The organism is Pseudomonas sp. OST1909, assembly GCF_015277575.1.
In the GTDB taxonomy this organism is placed as follows: domain Bacteria; phylum Pseudomonadota; class Gammaproteobacteria; order Pseudomonadales; family Pseudomonadaceae; genus Aquipseudomonas; species Aquipseudomonas synxantha_A.
This window is the reverse complement of sequence record NZ_CP063780.1, coordinates 5,628,279-5,642,559: the sequence shown is the minus strand read 5'-3', so window position 1 is coordinate 5,642,559 and position 14,281 is coordinate 5,628,279. Positions and strand designations below refer to the sequence as shown.

Sequence of the window (14,281 nt, the reverse complement as noted above, 5' to 3'; positions counted from 1 at the left end):
AATCCCGGGAAGTCGTACCCCTTAAGACGGCGACTTTCCTGAACGCCGCGGATGTACTTCAACCCGTGAGGTGTTTATGAGCGCAAACCCCAATGGCGCGGCGGCCCAGCCGTTTGCCCGCCACCCGATACGCATGACACTCAACGGCCAGCCGCGCCAACTGGATGTGCTGCCCTGGACCACCTTGCTCGACCTGCTGCGCGAACAGCTGGACCTGGTCGGCAGCAAAAAGGGCTGCGACCACGGCCAGTGCGGTGCCTGCACCGTATTGCGTGACGGCAAGCGCGTAAATGCCTGCCTGACCCTGGCCGTGATGTGCGACGGCGCCGAGTTGACCACCATCGAAGGGCTGGCCGAAGGCGACCAGTTGCACCCCATGCAGCAAGCCTTCATCAAACACGACGCCTTCCAGTGCGGCTATTGCACCCCCGGCCAGATCTGTTCCGCCGTGGGCCTGGCCAATGAAGGTCGCGCCCACGACCGTGCGCAGATCCAGGAACTGATGAGCGGCAACCTGTGCCGCTGCGGTGCCTACAGCAATATCCGCGACGCCATTGAAGAGGCGCTGCCGGCGTGCCACCGCTCGGGAGGTGAACAATGAACCCCTTCCACTACAGCAAGCCTGCCGGTGTTCAAGAGGCGGTGCACCTAAGCAACGCGGCCTCGCGCTTCATTGCCGGGGGCACCAACCTGCTCGACTTGATGAAAGAAAACATCAGCCGCCCGGAACACTTGATCGATATCACCGGTTTGCCCTTGCACGAGGTTGAAGAAACCGCCGACGGCGGCGTGCGAATTGGCGCGCTGGTGAGCAATGCCGACCTGGCCTGGCACCCGCTGATCGAACAGCGTTACCCATTGTTGTCCCAAGCGATCCTGGCGGGGGCCTCGCCGCAATTGCGCAACATGGCCAGTACCGGTGGCAACCTGTTGCAGCGCACCCGCTGCTACTACTTCTATGACGCTACGGTGCCGTGCAACAAGCGCGAGCCCGGTAGCGGCTGCCCGGCGCGTACGGGGTTGAATCGCATCCATGCGATCCTTGGCGCCAGTGAGCAGTGCGTGGCCACGCATCCCTCGGACATGTGCGTGGCCCTGGCGGCGCTCCAGGCACGGGTGCATGTAGAAGGGCGTGGGGGTGCACGCGTCATCGAGTTCGCCGACTTCCACCGTCTGCCCGGCGATGCGCCGCAGCGCGACAACCAATTGGCCGATGACGAGCTGATCACCGCAATCGAACTGCCTGCCGACCATCTGGCCCGGCATAGCCACTACTTGAAAATCCGCGACCGCGCGTCCTATGCCTTTGCTTTGGTGTCGGTGGCTGCGGCGCTGGAACTGGACGGCGACACCATCATCGATGCGCGCCTGGCCCTCGGCGGCGTGGCGCACAAACCCTGGCGCGACCGCGCAGTGGAAGCGGCATTGATCGGTCAGACCGTCAGCCGCGAAACCTTCAGCAACGCTGCCGATGCCCTATTGCAAGACGCCGAGCCGCTGGAGCACAACGGCTTCAAGATCAAACTGGCACGACGCGCAATCATCCGTGCCCTGAGCGACGCCGCTGTCGCAGGAGAACAGCCATGAGTGCCATCGGCAAACCCCTGGACCGTGTCGACGGTCTGCTCAAGGTCACAGGCCAGGCGCGCTATGCCGGTGAGTTCCCTGAGGATGGCCTGCTGCATGGCAGTGTCGTCTCCAGCACCATCGCCAAAGGCCGCGTTATCAAGATCGATGCTTCCAAGGCCCTGGCCTTGCCCGGCGTGGTCGAGGTCATTGATCACCTCAATCGCCCCAGAATCGCCAGTTACGACGACGCCTTCCAGGATGATGATGCCGCCGACGGCTCACCCTTTCGCCCGCTGTACAACGACCGCGTGCTTTACAGCGGCCAGCCCCTGGCCCTGGTGATCGCCGATAACCTGGAACTGGCCCGGCACGCCGGTTCACTGGTGCACATCGAATACGCGCCTGAAGCGTTCGAAACCGACCTGCTCACCCAGCAGGAAGGGGCCTACCCTTCACCGCAGACACCGCCCAAACCACGCGGCAACTTTCAGGCCGAGTGGGCCGGTGCGGCGATCAGCCTCGATCTGCATTACAGCACCCCCATCGAACACCACAACCCCATGGAGCCCCATGCCAGCACCGTGCTGTATCAGCCGGACGGCACGTTGCATATCCACGACAAAACCCAGGGTCCGCAGAACTGCCAAGCCTACGTGCAAAAAGTGTTCGGCCTGGATAAAAGCCAGGTGCGCATCTTTGCTGCCTTTGTCGGTGGCGCCTTCGGTTCGGGCCTGCGCCCGCAGTACCAACTGCCACTGGCAGTGATGGCGTCCCTGGTGCTCAAGCGGTCGGTGCGCGTGACCCTGACTCGCCAGCAGATGTTCACCTTCGGCTATCGCCCACGCACTTTGCAGCGTTTGCAGATGGGTGCCGCCGCCAATGGGCGCTTGCTGGCCCTGGGGCATACCGCGATTGGCCAGACCTCGCGCTTCGAGGATTTCAGCGAGCACGTGGTGGAGTGGAGCGGCATGCTCTATCACTGCGACAACGTGCAACTGACCTACAAGCTGGTGCCGCTGGATGTATTCACTCCGTTGGACATGCGCGCCCCCGGTGCTGCGCTGGGCGTGATCGGCCTGGAATGTGCCATGGATGAACTGGCCTGCGCCTTGGCCATCGACCCGGTGCAACTGCGGCTGATCAACTACGCCGAGCGCAACCAGAACGAAGACAAACCCTGGTCGAGCAAAGCCCTGCGCGAATGCTACAGCGAAGGCGCCGAACGCTTCGGCTGGAGCCAGCGCAACCCGGAACCGCGCAGTATGCGCGACGGTCGCCAATTGATCGGCTGGGGCATGGCCGGTGGGGTGTGGGAAGCCATGCAGATGAAGGCCAGCGCCAAGGCACGCATCGATAGCAGCGGCAAACTCACCGTCAGCAGTGCCACCACCGACATTGGCACGGGCACCTACACGGTGATGACCCAGATTGCCTCTCAGGCCAGTGGCGTGGCGATGGCCGATATCAGTTTTCTGTTGGGTGATTCGTCATTGCCCACGGCGCCGTTGCAGGGCGGTTCGTTTACCGTGTCTTCCGTCGGCACCGCTGTACAGCAAGCGTGCGAAGCGCTGAATGCCAAATTGCTGGAGATCGCCCGGCAGACTTACCCGGTATTCAAGGATGCCGATTCGGTTCGGTTTGAAGACGGCCAGCTACACAGCGGTGACGTGAGCGTGTCGTTGGCGCAACTGGTCAAGGACAGCGGTGAAGACGCCTTGCAGGTACAGGTCGACAGCGAGCCCGACAAGAAGCGCGAGGGTTATGCCAGCGCTACGCACTCGGCGGTGTTCGTCGAAGTGCGGGTGGATGAAGACCTGGGCACCATCAAGGTCAGCCGTGTGGTCAGCGCGATTGCTGCCGGGCGCGTGGTCAACCCGAAGATGGCCCGCAGCCAGATCCTTGGCGGCGTGGTGTGGGGCATTGGCATGGCGCTGCATGAAGAGACCCAGGTCGACCACTCATTGGGGCGCTACATGAATCACAGCCTGGCCGAGTACCACATCCCGGTGAACGCCGATATTGGCGAGATTGACGTGCTGTTTGTCGAAGAACACGACGATGTGGTCAATGCACTAGGGTCCAAGGGCGTGGGGGAGATCGGCATTGTCGGCGTGGCGGCGGCGGTGGCGAATGCGATTTACCATGCCACCGGCAAGCGGGTGCGGGAGTTTCCGATCACCTTGGATAAAGTGCTCTAGCACCGGCCTTCCAAACACCGAAGCTCCAACTGTGGGAGCTGGCTTGCCTGCGATAGCGGTGCCTCGGCCACCAGAGAGTTGCCTGATACACCGTTATCGCGGGCAAGCCCGGCTCCCACAGGGTACAACGCTTAAGCTTATGGCTTGGTTTCTTCCACCGGCACATGCATACGATCGCGATTGGCGAGGGTCGGGAACAACTTGATCCATACCCCGGTCACCACCAGCGTGCCGATCCCGCCCATTACCACCGCCGGCACGGTGCCGAACCAATGAGCGGTTATCCCGGATTCGAACTCGCCCAGTTGATTGGATGCACCGATAAACAGGCCATTGACCGCGCTGACTCGCCCACGCATCTCATCCGGTGTTTCCAGTTGCACGAACGACGCGCGGATCACCATGCTGATCATGTCCGCCGCGCCGAGCACTACCAGCACCGCCAGGGAGAACCAGAACGAGGTCGAGAGGCCGAAAGCAATGGTCGCCACGCCGAATACGCCGACGGCGGTAAACATCACGCGTCCTACCTTGCGGTCTACCGAGAACCGCGCCAGCCACAGTGACATCAGCAAGGCGCCCACCGCCGGTGCCGAACGCAGCAGGCCCAGGCCCCAGGCGCCGGTCAGCAGGATGTCCTTGGCGAACACCGGCAGCAACGCGGTGGCGCCGCCCAGCAGTACGGCAAACAGGTCCAGGGAGATGGCGCCGAGGATGTCCGGGCGGCTGCGGATAAAGCGGATGCCGGCCAGCAGCGAGTCCATCGTGGCCTTGGCTTTGTTGAGCGGCGTCTGGCGGGCGGGCAGGTTCAAGGTCAGCACGCAGGCAATCAGGTACAGCGCCACGGTCGGGCCGTACACCCACACGCTACCAAACGCGTAGAGCAAACCGCCAACGGCGGGTGCGACGATGGTCGCCAGTTGCTGGGCCGATTGCGATGCCGCCACGGCCCGTGGGAACAACGCGCTGGGCACGATGCTTGGCAACAGTGCCTGGGTGGTGGGCATTTCAAATGAGCGCGCGGCGCCCAACAGGAAGGCGAGGATAAAGATCATCTCGCGGGTCACGTTGCCGGTCAGGCCGCCGATGGCCAGGGACAAGGCAATCAGCGCCTGTAACGTCTGGCAAATGGCGGCGACCCTGCGTCGCTCATAGCGATCGGCCACATGCCCGGTGTGCAGCATGAACAGCACGCGCGGTACGAATTCCACCAGGCCAACCAGCCCCAGGTCCAGCACGTTGCCGGTCAGTTGGTAGAGGTTCCAGCCGATCGCCACGGTGAGCATCTGGAAGCCGCTGGCGGTAAAGATCCGCGCCAGCCAGAACGCGATGAAAGGGCGGTGGTGACGTAACAGCAACGCGGGTTCACTGGGCATCGGGAATCAGGTCGGCAGCGGGGGAATGGCGAGATTAGCATCAAGCTGTAACAAATAGTTGCAAGAACAGGACTGAGGCAAGCTGTCACGCGGCAAAAGACCACACAGTCGTACAGCAAAAATGGGACTACTCTTTCAACGATGCTTGATCCAGATCAAAACCTGCCCCGGAATTGCTCTGGCGGCCGCAAGGCCAGAATCCCCACGAGATGGGTAAAAAAAGAAACGAATTGAAATTCGCCACACTCCATATCCGTGGGGGCAGTGGGTGCAGGCTCCCAGCCAGCAGCCGGTATTACCTGACAGAGGAAGACTTATGTTCGGTTTGGAGGCGCTAGATCTCGCCCGAATTCAATTCGCGTTCACCATCTCGTTTCACATCCTGTTCCCGGCGATCACCATCGGCCTGGCCAGTTACCTTGCGGTGCTGGAGGGCTTGTGGCTCAAGACTCATAACGATACCTACCGTGACCTCTACCATTTCTGGTCGAAGATCTTTGCCGTCAACTTCGGCATGGGTGTGGTCTCCGGCTTGGTCATGGCCTATCAGTTTGGCACCAACTGGAGCCGTTTCTCGGACTTCGCCGGTGCTGTCACCGGGCCATTGCTGACGTACGAAGTGCTCACGGCCTTCTTCCTTGAGGCCGGTTTCCTTGGTGTGATGCTGTTCGGCTGGAACAAGGTGGGGCGCAAGCTGCACTTTTTCTCCACGGTGATGGTGGCCGTGGGGACGTTGATCTCCACGTTCTGGATTCTCGCCTCCAACAGCTGGATGCAAACGCCACAGGGCTTTGAAATCATTGATGGCCGGGTGATTCCCACCGATTGGCTGGCGGTGATCTTCAACCCTTCGTTCCCCTATCGCCTGATGCACATGGCCACGGCTGCATTTGTTGCCACGGCATTCTTCGTCGGCTCGTCGGCGGCCTGGCATTTGCTGCGCGGCAAGGACAACCCGGCGATCCGCAAAATGCTCTCCATGGCGATGTGGATGGCGCTGATTGTCGCGCCCATCCAGGCGGTGATCGGTGACTTCCATGGCCTTAATACCCTCAAGCATCAACCGGCAAAAATCGCCGCGATTGAAGGCCACTGGGAAAACATCGGCAACGAGCCGACGCCATTGATCCTGTTCGGCTGGCCGGACATGAAAGCCGAGAAGACCAAATACGCGGTCGAGATTCCGTACCTGGGCAGCCTGATCCTGACCCACTCCCTGGACAAGCAGGTGCCGGCCCTCAAGGAGTTCCCCCCTGAGGACCGCCCCAACTCGACCATCGTGTTCTGGTCGTTCCGGGTCATGGTTGGCCTGGGTTTCCTGATGATCTTCACCGGTCTGTTCAGCCTGTGGCTGCGCCGTGGCGACAAGATGTACACCTCCAAACCGTTCCTGTACCTGGCGCTGTGGATGGGCCCGTCCGGGCTGATTGCGATTCTTGCTGGTTGGTTCACCACTGAAATCGGCCGCCAGCCTTGGGTGGTCTACGGGCTGATGCGCACCGCAGATGCCTCGTCCGGGCATAGCCTGGCGCAGATGACCATTACCCTGGTGTTGTTCGTGGTGGTGTACTTCGCGCTGTTCGGCGCAGGCCTGGGTTACATGATGCGCCTGGTGCGCAAGGGCCCTGTGACTCACGACAGTACCGAACCGGCCCATGGTGGCCCTGGTCAGAAACGCACCCCGGCGCGTCCGTTGTCTGCCGCCGACGATGGCAGCGATAACGACCACGACCACATCCAGCACAAGGGGAATTGAGATGGGTATTGATCTTCCGCTGATCTGGGCCGTGATCATCATCTTCGGCATCATGATGTATGTGGTCATGGACGGCTTCGACCTGGGTATCGGCATCCTCTTTCCGTTTATTCCCGGCAAAGTCGACCGTGACGTGATGATGAACACCGTGGCCCCTGTATGGGACGGCAACGAAACCTGGCTGGTACTCGGCGGCGCGGCGTTGTTTGGCGCGTTCCCGCTGGCGTATTCGGTGGTGTTGTCGGCGTTGTATCTGCCGCTGATCCTGATGCTGATCGGGCTGATCTTTCGCGGCGTGGCCTTTGAGTTCCGCTTCAAGGCCAAGGACCACAAGCGTCACCTGTGGGACAAGGCGTTTATCGGTGGCTCGCTGGCAGCGACCTTCTTCCAGGGCGTGGCGTTGGGCGCCTTTATCGACGGCATCCCGGTGGTGGACCGCCAGTTTGCCGGTGGTTCACTGGACTGGCTCACACCGTTCACGATGTTCTGCGGCGTGGCGCTGATCGTGGCCTATGCCTTGCTCGGCTGCACCTGGCTTATCATGAAGACCGAGGGCAAGTTGCAGGAGCAGATGCATAACCTGGCGCGGCCGTTGGCTTTCGTGGTGTTGGCGGTGATCGGTATCGTCAGTATCTGGACGCCTCTGACCCACCCGGAAATCGCTTCGCGCTGGTTCACCTTGCCGAACCTGTTCTGGTTCCTGCCGGTGCCGGTTCTGGTATTGGTCACGATGTACGGACTGTTCCGCGCCGTGGCCCGTCATGCGCACTACACGCCGTTCCTGCTGACACTGGTGTTGATCTTCCTGGGCTACAGCGGCCTGGGCATCAGCTTGTGGCCTAATATCATCCCGCCATCCGTGTCGATCTGGGACGCTGCGGCACCGCCGCAAAGCCAGGGCTTCATGCTGGTGGGCACGTTGTTCATCATCCCGTTCATTCTGGGTTATACCTTCTGGAGCTACTACGTGTTCCGCGGCAAGGTCACCCACGAAGACGGCTACCACTAGGAGGGTTGAAACATGTCCGGTAAACCTTCACTGCACGAGATTGAACAGGCCGAGAAGCAGCCATTGTGGCAGCGCCTGGGATGGCTGGCGATGATCTGGGTCGGCAGCGTGTTGGCCCTGTTCGTGGTGGCCAGCCTGATGCGCATGTTCATGAATGCGGCGGGCCTGACCACGCACTGACATACCGAACCGGCCTGCCAGCGTGAGAGGCAAGCCCTGCTCTTCTATTGGAAGGGCAGGGCTTTTTTATTTGCGCGCTTTGAGGATGACGAACTTTGGTGTGGCCGCCACTTGTTCGACGCCACGGAACAATCGCGCCAACTTGCTGTGGTAGCCCAGGTGGCGATTACCCACGATATACAACGCGCCGCCCACTACCAGGGCTTCGCGTGCCTGCTGGAACATGCGCCAGGCGAGGAAGTCACCCACCACTTGTTGTTGATGAAACGGTGGGTTGCACAGCACCACGTCCAGCGATTGCGCCTCCTGACCGGCCAGGCCGTCATCGGCACGTACAATCACGTCGCGATCGCCCAGGGCGGCTTGCCAGTTTTCAGCCGCCGATTGCACGGCCATATAGGACTCATCCACCAGCGTGTACTGCGCGTCGGGGTTTTGCAAAGCGCTGGCAATCGCCAATACGCCATTGCCGCAGCCCAGGTCTGCCACGCGGGCGCTGCCAAGGTTTTTCGGCAGGTGCGGCAGGAAGGCGCGGGTGCCGATGTCCAGGCCTTCGCGGCAGAAAACGTTGGCGTGGTTGAGCAACTCGATCGCTGGGGCGTCCAGCGTGTAGCGGGTGGGGTAGGGCGAGACTGCGACAGGGCGATCCGCCACGGTGGCGATCAGCAATCGCGCCTTTTTGACCGCAAGCGTCGCGTGCATAGGCCCGATGTAACGCTCCAGCAGTTCACCGGCGGCGCGGGGCAAGTGCTTGACCATCGCCCCGGCGATCACCTCGGCGCCCGGCGCCAATTGCCCTTGCAGGCGGATCAACTGTTCTTCCAGCAGCGCCAGGGTTTTTGGCACACGGATCAGCACCCGATCGAAGGGCCCCACCGGCGCGATGCTGGCGGGTACGAATGGCACGGCATCAAACGCCTTGCCGTTACGCACCAGGTTTTTCTCCAGGGCGTGGGCGGCGAGGAACGAGTCGCCGCTGGAGGTCACCGGCATCTGGCCCGCAAGGCTGGCCGCGAGGGCACCAAAGCTGTCATTGAGTACCAGCACGCGGGTCAGCGCATTGGGTTGCTGTGCGCCAAGGTGGTTGAGCAGGTACTCGTCGGCGGCATCGAAGGCTTGCAGCGGATCATTGTGTTGCTCTGGCTGACGAATCAGATCGAGCTGGGCGAAAGGGCTGTCAAGCAGGGGCATGGGGGAAGAATGCTCTGGGTAATCGACGGAACCGTCTGAGTGAAAGGCGACGCGACCCGCTGAAGGGGGCGGCATCAACACTCAGAATTGGCCGTAAATGTTACGTTTTTTTTTACGCAATGACATGGGGTGTTTAATTGACGATTAGAGCATCCCCGCTTTGGCGAGGCAGAGCACAGCCTGGATCTTACTGGTGACCTTCAATTTGCTGAGTACTCTGCCGACATGAAAACCCACCGTGCGCTCGGACAGGCACAGAATGCGAGCGATCTCCGCGGCGGTCTTGCCCATCGCGCACCATCTGAGAATCTCCGTTTCGCGGGCCGTTAACTTGAACGGCGCCTCGTCGATGGGCTCGCAGGTGTATTGAAGCGCGACTACGGCATGCATCGCATGGCAGAGCCACAAGACTTGACCGGCTTTTTCGTAAAGCTCTTCAGGGCTGACCTCACCCTTGTCACGCACCAGGGTCAGCATACTGAATACACCCTTGAAATCATGCACCGCCTGGGACCAGCCCCTATGCACCCCAAATGACTCAGCCAAGTCCCACAGTTCAGGGGTGTTACCGAAGGCTTGCTTCTCCCAGAGGATGGGCAGTACAGAGTGCTTGCAGTGAACTACAGCCGGATCTTTGTCGAAGAAACCTGCTTGTTGATAGATTCTGTTCCATTCATTTGGGTAGTTGTTGCAGTTGAAAGGCTTTGCTTGGGTATTTTCGGATTGAGTACTCATCGTGAACGAGCAATATTTGAACCCCATTTCCTGAGTGCGGTTGATCACCATTTCATACACGGTGGTGATTTCGCTCTCGCCTTCCAGCTTGGGCAGCCGTGAATTGCGCCAATTGACCATCGGTAACTCTCCATGGGTTTCTTTGTGACTTGGGTACTTCCTGATCCCCAATCCAGCACGAAAACAAGTGTAGGACACGTCGTACAAGCTAGTCTGAAAAAAAATTCATCAGGTGGTTGGTCTACAGGTTTCAGATATGTACAAGCGTTGTTGGTTTGTATGAAAAAACCGATGGGACATTTTTTTTGCACTGGTTTTAATGACTTGCAGGTGATATCAAAATGACGTCTTCGGACGGCGTAGTTTCATCTTGTGGCGTATTCCGGTTGGGTTAATAGCCAAATGATTAGTATGAGTGTGCGGCTCTTTGTTTCCTTCGGATTGCTGGTGAGCCGCTGGCCCACTTGCGTCACTGACAGGCCGTGCATCATGGGTAAATGCAATGCCAGTACAAATCAACGGTGTTTGCGTCATCTGCTTTGAGAGACACTAGCAGCCTGTGCAAAACGGAGCCTCCCATGACGGCCAGTGCTGAGAAATTTACCCGCCAGACCTTGCTCGACGTGCAATCGCTGACCCCCAGCCTCTTCACCCTGCGCACCACTCGCGACCCAGGCTTTCGCTTTACCGCCGGCCAGTTCGTGCGCCTGGGTGTAACCAAGGCCGATGGCAGCACCGTGTGGCGTGCCTACTCTGTGGTGTCATCGCCTTTTGATGAGCATCTCGACTTTTTTTCCATCGTTGTTCCCGGCGGGGAGTTCACCAGCGAACTCAGCCGGCTGCGGGTCGGCGATACCCTGCTGGTAGAGCGCCAGGCCACCGGCTTCCTGACCCTTAATCGCTTCGTTGACGGGCGCGACCTGTGGCTGTTGGGGACAGGGACTGGCGTTGCGCCGTTCCTGTCGATCCTGCAGGACTTTGAGGTATGGGAAAAATTCGAACACGTCATCCTGGTATACAGCGCCCGGGAAGCGAAAGAGCTGGCCTACCAGGCGCTGATCAAAGAACTGGGGGAGCGCGAACACCTGGCCGAGTACGCGCATAAACTCACCTACATCCCCATCGTCACCCGCGAGCAACATCCGGGTGCGCTCAACGGGCGCATTACCACGTTGATCAAGAATGGCAAACTGGAGCGCACGGCCGGCCTTAAGTTAACACCCGAACATTCCCGCGTACTGATTTGCGGCAACCCGCAGATGGTCGATGACACTCGTCAGCTACTCAAGCAACGGGACATGCAACTGAGCCTGAGTCGACGCCCTGGTCAGGTTGCAGTAGAAAATTACTGGTAGAAAAAAGGCGCCTCACGAGGCGCCTTTTTGCAATCGCTGATTAAAGCGGTTTGTTGTTATTTTGAGCCTTGAGCAGATCGCGGATCTCGCCCAGCAGCACTTCTTCCTTGGTCGGCGTCGGTGGCAAGCTAGGGGCTACGGCTTCTTCTCGCTTCAGGCGGTTGATGGCCTTCACACCCATGAAGATCGCAAAAGCGACGATCACGAAGTCGATGATGCTCTGGATAAACTTGCCATAAGCCAACACCACCGCCGGTACGTCACCCTGCGCGGCCTTGAGTGTTATCGCCAGGTCGGCAAAGTCCACCCCCCCGATCAGCAGACCAATAGGCGGCATTATCACGTCGCCTACAAACGAGGAAACAATCTTGCCGAAGGCGGCGCCGATGATGATACCGACGGCCATGTCGACCACATTACCTTTGACCGCGAAGGCCTTGAACTCACTGATCACGCCCATAGGTTATTCCTTGTTACAGTTGAGAAGGGTGGAGGTCAGTGTAATTCAGTCGTACAAGGCTTGCTCGACACAACTGTTAACACTGTCGATTTTTATCGACACATTAAAACGCAAATAGTTTGCAAAGTGCCACCAATCGCGCGCGAATTACCCGTCATTTCAGCCCGTTACCAGATTATTTTCTTAATCGGGCCTGTGGTGTTTTTCTATTTATCTTCTGAGTCGCAGGTCACTAGCCTCTGACAAGCACAACAGAATGTGCGCTAAAAAAACCAGAGGAAACCTCGATGAACACTCCAATCCGCCGCAGGCCCGTGTCCGCGCGTCACGCGCTGGCACTGGTGACCGCAAGCCTGCTGTCCCTCTCCGTGCAAGCCGCCAACCTGACCCGCGATAACGGGGCCAACGTCGGTGATAACCAGAACTCGCAAACGGCCGGAGCGAACGGCCCGGTATTGTTGCAGGACGTTCAGCTGATCCAGAAGTTGCAGCGCTTTGACCGCGAACGCATCCCCGAGCGTGTGGTACATGCCCGCGGTACGGGCGCCCATGGCACCTTCACGGTGACCGACAACCTCAGCGACCTGACCAAGGCCAAGGTGTTCGCCGCCGGTGAAACCACGCCAGTGTTCGTGCGCTTTTCGGCGGTCGTCCACGGCAACCATTCCCCTGAAACCCTGCGTGACCCACGGGGCTTTGCTACCAAGTTCTACACCGCCGAAGGTAACTGGGACCTGGTCGGCAATAACTTTCCGACCTTCTTTATCCGTGATGCCATCAAGTTCCCGGATATGGTCCATGCCTTCAAACCCGACCCACGCACCAACCTGGATGACGACTCGCGCCGTTTCGACTTCTTCTCCCATGTTCCCGAAGCCACGCGTACTTTGACCGAGTTGTACTCGGACTCCGGTACACCGGCCAGTTACCGCGAGATGGACGGTAATGGCGTACATGCCTACAAGTTGATCAACGCCAAGGGCGAAGTGCACTACGTCAAGTTCCACTGGAAGAGCCTGCAAGGCATCAAGAACCTGGATCCCAAGCAAGTCACCGAAGTACAGGGTCGTGACTACAGTCATATGACCAACGATTTGGTCACCCATATCAACAAGGGCGACTTCCCCAAGTGGGACTTGTATGTGCAAGTGCTCAAGCCCGAGGACTTGGCCAAGTTTGATTTCGACCCCCTGGATGCCACCAAGATCTGGCCGGATGTACCTGAGCGTAAAGTCGGGCAGATGGTGCTCAATCGCAACCCGGCCAATGTCTTCCAGGAAACCGAGCAAGTCGCGATGGCGCCTGCCAACCTGGTGCCGGGCATCGAGCCGTCGGAAGACCGCCTGCTGCAAGGCCGGGTGTTCTCCTATGCCGATACGCAAATGTACCGCTTGGGTGCGAACGCCCTGCAACTGCCGATCAACGCTCCACGGGTCACCGTCAACAACGGTAACCAGGACGGTGCGATGAACTTCGGCAAAACCACCACCGGCGTGAACTACCAGCCAAGCCGGCTGTTGCCACGCGAAGAGCCGCAAACCGCGCGCTACAGCCAGTCGCCGCTGTCGGGCAGCACCCAGCAGGCGAAGATCCAGCGCGAGCAGAACTTCAAACAGGCCGGTGACCTGTACCGCTCCTACACCAAGAAAGAGCGTCAGGACTTGATCGACAATTTCGGCGGCTCGCTGGCCACCACCGATGACGAGAGCAAGCACATCATCCTGTCGTTCCTTTACAAGGCTGATCCGGAATACGGCACCGGCGTGACCAAGGTGGCCAAAGGTGATCTGGCTCGCGTGAAGGCGCTGGCGGAAAAACTGACTGACTGATTCGTTGGTTGCGGTCGGCGCCTCTACGGGCGTCGACCTTTGGCAGGAGAAGCCCCTATGCGTATCTCTATCGGTTTACTGATGGCCATGCTGGCCTTTGTCGCCCATGCGGAGTCTCCCGACCCGGTGGCGCTCAAAGCCCAGTTGCAGGATTACTACTTCGACGCTGCTCGCCGTGGCGACCTCGACATGCTCAATACCTTTATCGACTCCGGCTACAGCCTCAACACCCAGGATGACAAAGGCTACACCGCACTGATTCTCGCCGCTTATCACGGCCAGGGCTCGTACGTGGAGCGTCTGCTCGACGCGGGTGCCAACGCCTGCGTACAGGACAAACGCGGCAACACGGCGCTGATGGGCGCGATCTTCAAGGGTGAGCTGAAAATCGCCCAGCGCCTGCTGGCCACCGACTGCAACCCGGACCAACGCAATGGCGCGGGACAGACTGCCGCCATGTACGCCGGGCTGTTCAAACGCGTCGAGTTGCTGGGTGAACTGCAAGCCAAAGGCGCAGACCTGAACGCCGAGGACCCCGTCGGTAACAGTGCTTCACGTTTGGCCAGTGGCGAAATCCGGACCCCGGCGTCGCGCTGAGCTATCATCGCGGTTTTTCGGTTGGA

At 59.7% G+C, this 14,281-nt stretch carries 13 protein-coding genes; 9 read left to right on the top strand and 4 right to left on the bottom strand.

What is annotated here, in order from left to right; translation table 11 throughout:
* Positions 1-76: 76 nt before the first annotated feature.
* The 3 genes from IH404_RS24555 to IH404_RS24545 are packed head-to-tail and all read left to right on the top strand — an operon-like array spanning position 77 to position 3,767.
* The gene (locus IH404_RS24555) at positions 77-601 is read left to right on the top strand and encodes a (2Fe-2S)-binding protein (protein ID WP_005791634.1); all 525 of its coding nucleotides are present in this window, start codon (positions 77-79) and stop codon (positions 599-601) included.
* Complete coding sequence (locus IH404_RS24550) at positions 598-1,587, top strand: xanthine dehydrogenase family protein subunit M (protein WP_005791633.1); 990 nt, start codon at positions 598-600, stop codon at positions 1,585-1,587. Before IH404_RS24555 ends, IH404_RS24550 begins: the two co-directional genes overlap by 4 nt.
* The gene (locus tag IH404_RS24545; protein WP_194439290.1) at positions 1,584-3,767 is read left to right on the top strand and encodes a xanthine dehydrogenase family protein molybdopterin-binding subunit; all 2,184 of its coding nucleotides are present in this window, start codon (positions 1,584-1,586) and stop codon (positions 3,765-3,767) included. The genes IH404_RS24550 and IH404_RS24545 overlap by 4 nt, the downstream gene beginning before the upstream one ends.
* 137 nt (positions 3,768-3,904) lie before the next feature.
* Here the strand turns inward: IH404_RS24545 and IH404_RS24540 are convergent, their stop codons facing one another.
* Positions 3,905-5,143: an MFS transporter gene (locus IH404_RS24540; RefSeq protein ID WP_005791631.1), complete on the bottom strand. Its 1,239-nt coding sequence runs from the start codon at positions 5,141-5,143 to the stop codon at positions 3,905-3,907.
* Between the two features lie 316 nt (positions 5,144-5,459).
* Between IH404_RS24540 and IH404_RS24535 the strand changes: the two genes are divergently transcribed.
* Genes IH404_RS24535 through IH404_RS24525 form a run of 3 tightly spaced genes read left to right on the top strand, consistent with a single transcriptional unit; the run spans position 5,460 to position 8,088 of the window.
* Positions 5,460-6,899, top strand: coding sequence for a cytochrome ubiquinol oxidase subunit I (locus IH404_RS24535; RefSeq protein ID WP_005791629.1), 1,440 nt, complete (start codon positions 5,460-5,462; stop codon positions 6,897-6,899).
* A gap of 1 nt (position 6,900) precedes the next feature.
* Positions 6,901-7,908: a cytochrome d ubiquinol oxidase subunit II gene (gene cydB / locus IH404_RS24530; RefSeq protein ID WP_005791627.1), complete on the top strand. Its 1,008-nt coding sequence runs from the start codon at positions 6,901-6,903 to the stop codon at positions 7,906-7,908.
* Between the two features lie 12 nt (positions 7,909-7,920).
* Complete coding sequence (locus IH404_RS24525) at positions 7,921-8,088, top strand: DUF2474 domain-containing protein (protein WP_194439288.1); 168 nt, start codon at positions 7,921-7,923, stop codon at positions 8,086-8,088.
* Positions 8,089-8,154: 66 nt separating this feature from the next.
* Here IH404_RS24525 and IH404_RS24520 read toward each other — a convergent pair whose 3' ends face one another.
* Both IH404_RS24520 and IH404_RS24515 read right to left on the bottom strand, forming a co-directional pair.
* On the bottom strand, positions 8,155-9,279 hold the full coding sequence (locus IH404_RS24520; RefSeq protein ID WP_194439286.1) for a methyltransferase: 1,125 nt from the start codon (positions 9,277-9,279) through the stop codon (positions 8,155-8,157).
* A gap of 144 nt (positions 9,280-9,423) precedes the next feature.
* On the bottom strand, positions 9,424-10,134 hold the full coding sequence (locus IH404_RS24515) for a LuxR family transcriptional regulator (RefSeq protein WP_005791622.1): 711 nt from the start codon (positions 10,132-10,134) through the stop codon (positions 9,424-9,426).
* Between the two features lie 458 nt (positions 10,135-10,592).
* Between IH404_RS24515 and IH404_RS24510 the strand changes: the two genes are divergently transcribed.
* Positions 10,593-11,369, top strand: coding sequence for a ferredoxin--NADP reductase (locus IH404_RS24510; protein ID WP_005791620.1), 777 nt, complete (start codon positions 10,593-10,595; stop codon positions 11,367-11,369).
* A gap of 40 nt (positions 11,370-11,409) precedes the next feature.
* Here the strand turns inward: IH404_RS24510 and mscL are convergent, their stop codons facing one another.
* The gene (gene mscL, locus IH404_RS24505; protein ID WP_005791618.1) at positions 11,410-11,829 is read right to left on the bottom strand and encodes a large-conductance mechanosensitive channel protein MscL; all 420 of its coding nucleotides are present in this window, start codon (positions 11,827-11,829) and stop codon (positions 11,410-11,412) included.
* A gap of 287 nt (positions 11,830-12,116) precedes the next feature.
* On the opposite strand from mscL, the gene katB reads away from it, so the two are divergent.
* Together katB and IH404_RS24495 are read left to right on the top strand one after the other, a co-directional pair.
* Positions 12,117-13,658 carry a catalase KatB gene (katB, locus tag IH404_RS24500; RefSeq protein WP_005791616.1) on the top strand — a complete coding sequence of 514 codons (1,542 nt, stop codon included), beginning with the start codon at positions 12,117-12,119 and terminating at the stop codon, positions 13,656-13,658.
* A gap of 57 nt (positions 13,659-13,715) precedes the next feature.
* The gene (locus IH404_RS24495; RefSeq protein WP_005791615.1) at positions 13,716-14,255 is read left to right on the top strand and encodes an ankyrin repeat domain-containing protein; all 540 of its coding nucleotides are present in this window, start codon (positions 13,716-13,718) and stop codon (positions 14,253-14,255) included.
* Positions 14,256-14,281 lie beyond the last annotated feature (26 nt).

Bases quoted from the DNA above. Each gene is read 5' to 3' on its own strand.
- IH404_RS24555 (WP_005791634.1), top strand. From the start codon at position 77: ATGAGCGCAAACCCCAATGGCGCGGCGGCCCAGCCGTTTGCCCGCCAC.
- IH404_RS24550 (WP_005791633.1), top strand. From the start codon at position 598: ATGAACCCCTTCCACTACAGCAAGCCTGCCGGTGTTCAAGAGGCGGTG.
- IH404_RS24545 (WP_194439290.1), top strand. From the start codon at position 1,584: ATGAGTGCCATCGGCAAACCCCTGGACCGTGTCGACGGTCTGCTCAAG.
- IH404_RS24540 (WP_005791631.1), bottom strand. From the start codon at position 5,143: ATGCCCAGTGAACCCGCGTTGCTGTTACGTCACCACCGCCCTTTCATC.
- IH404_RS24535 (WP_005791629.1), top strand. From the start codon at position 5,460: ATGTTCGGTTTGGAGGCGCTAGATCTCGCCCGAATTCAATTCGCGTTC.
- cydB (WP_005791627.1), top strand. From the start codon at position 6,901: ATGGGTATTGATCTTCCGCTGATCTGGGCCGTGATCATCATCTTCGGC.
- IH404_RS24525 (WP_194439288.1), top strand. From the start codon at position 7,921: ATGTCCGGTAAACCTTCACTGCACGAGATTGAACAGGCCGAGAAGCAG.
- IH404_RS24520 (WP_194439286.1), bottom strand. From the start codon at position 9,279: ATGCCCCTGCTTGACAGCCCTTTCGCCCAGCTCGATCTGATTCGTCAG.
- IH404_RS24515 (WP_005791622.1), bottom strand. From the start codon at position 10,134: ATGGTCAATTGGCGCAATTCACGGCTGCCCAAGCTGGAAGGCGAGAGC.
- IH404_RS24510 (WP_005791620.1), top strand. From the start codon at position 10,593: ATGACGGCCAGTGCTGAGAAATTTACCCGCCAGACCTTGCTCGACGTG.
- mscL (WP_005791618.1), bottom strand. From the start codon at position 11,829: ATGGGCGTGATCAGTGAGTTCAAGGCCTTCGCGGTCAAAGGTAATGTG.
- katB (WP_005791616.1), top strand. From the start codon at position 12,117: ATGAACACTCCAATCCGCCGCAGGCCCGTGTCCGCGCGTCACGCGCTG.
- IH404_RS24495 (WP_005791615.1), top strand. From the start codon at position 13,716: ATGCGTATCTCTATCGGTTTACTGATGGCCATGCTGGCCTTTGTCGCC.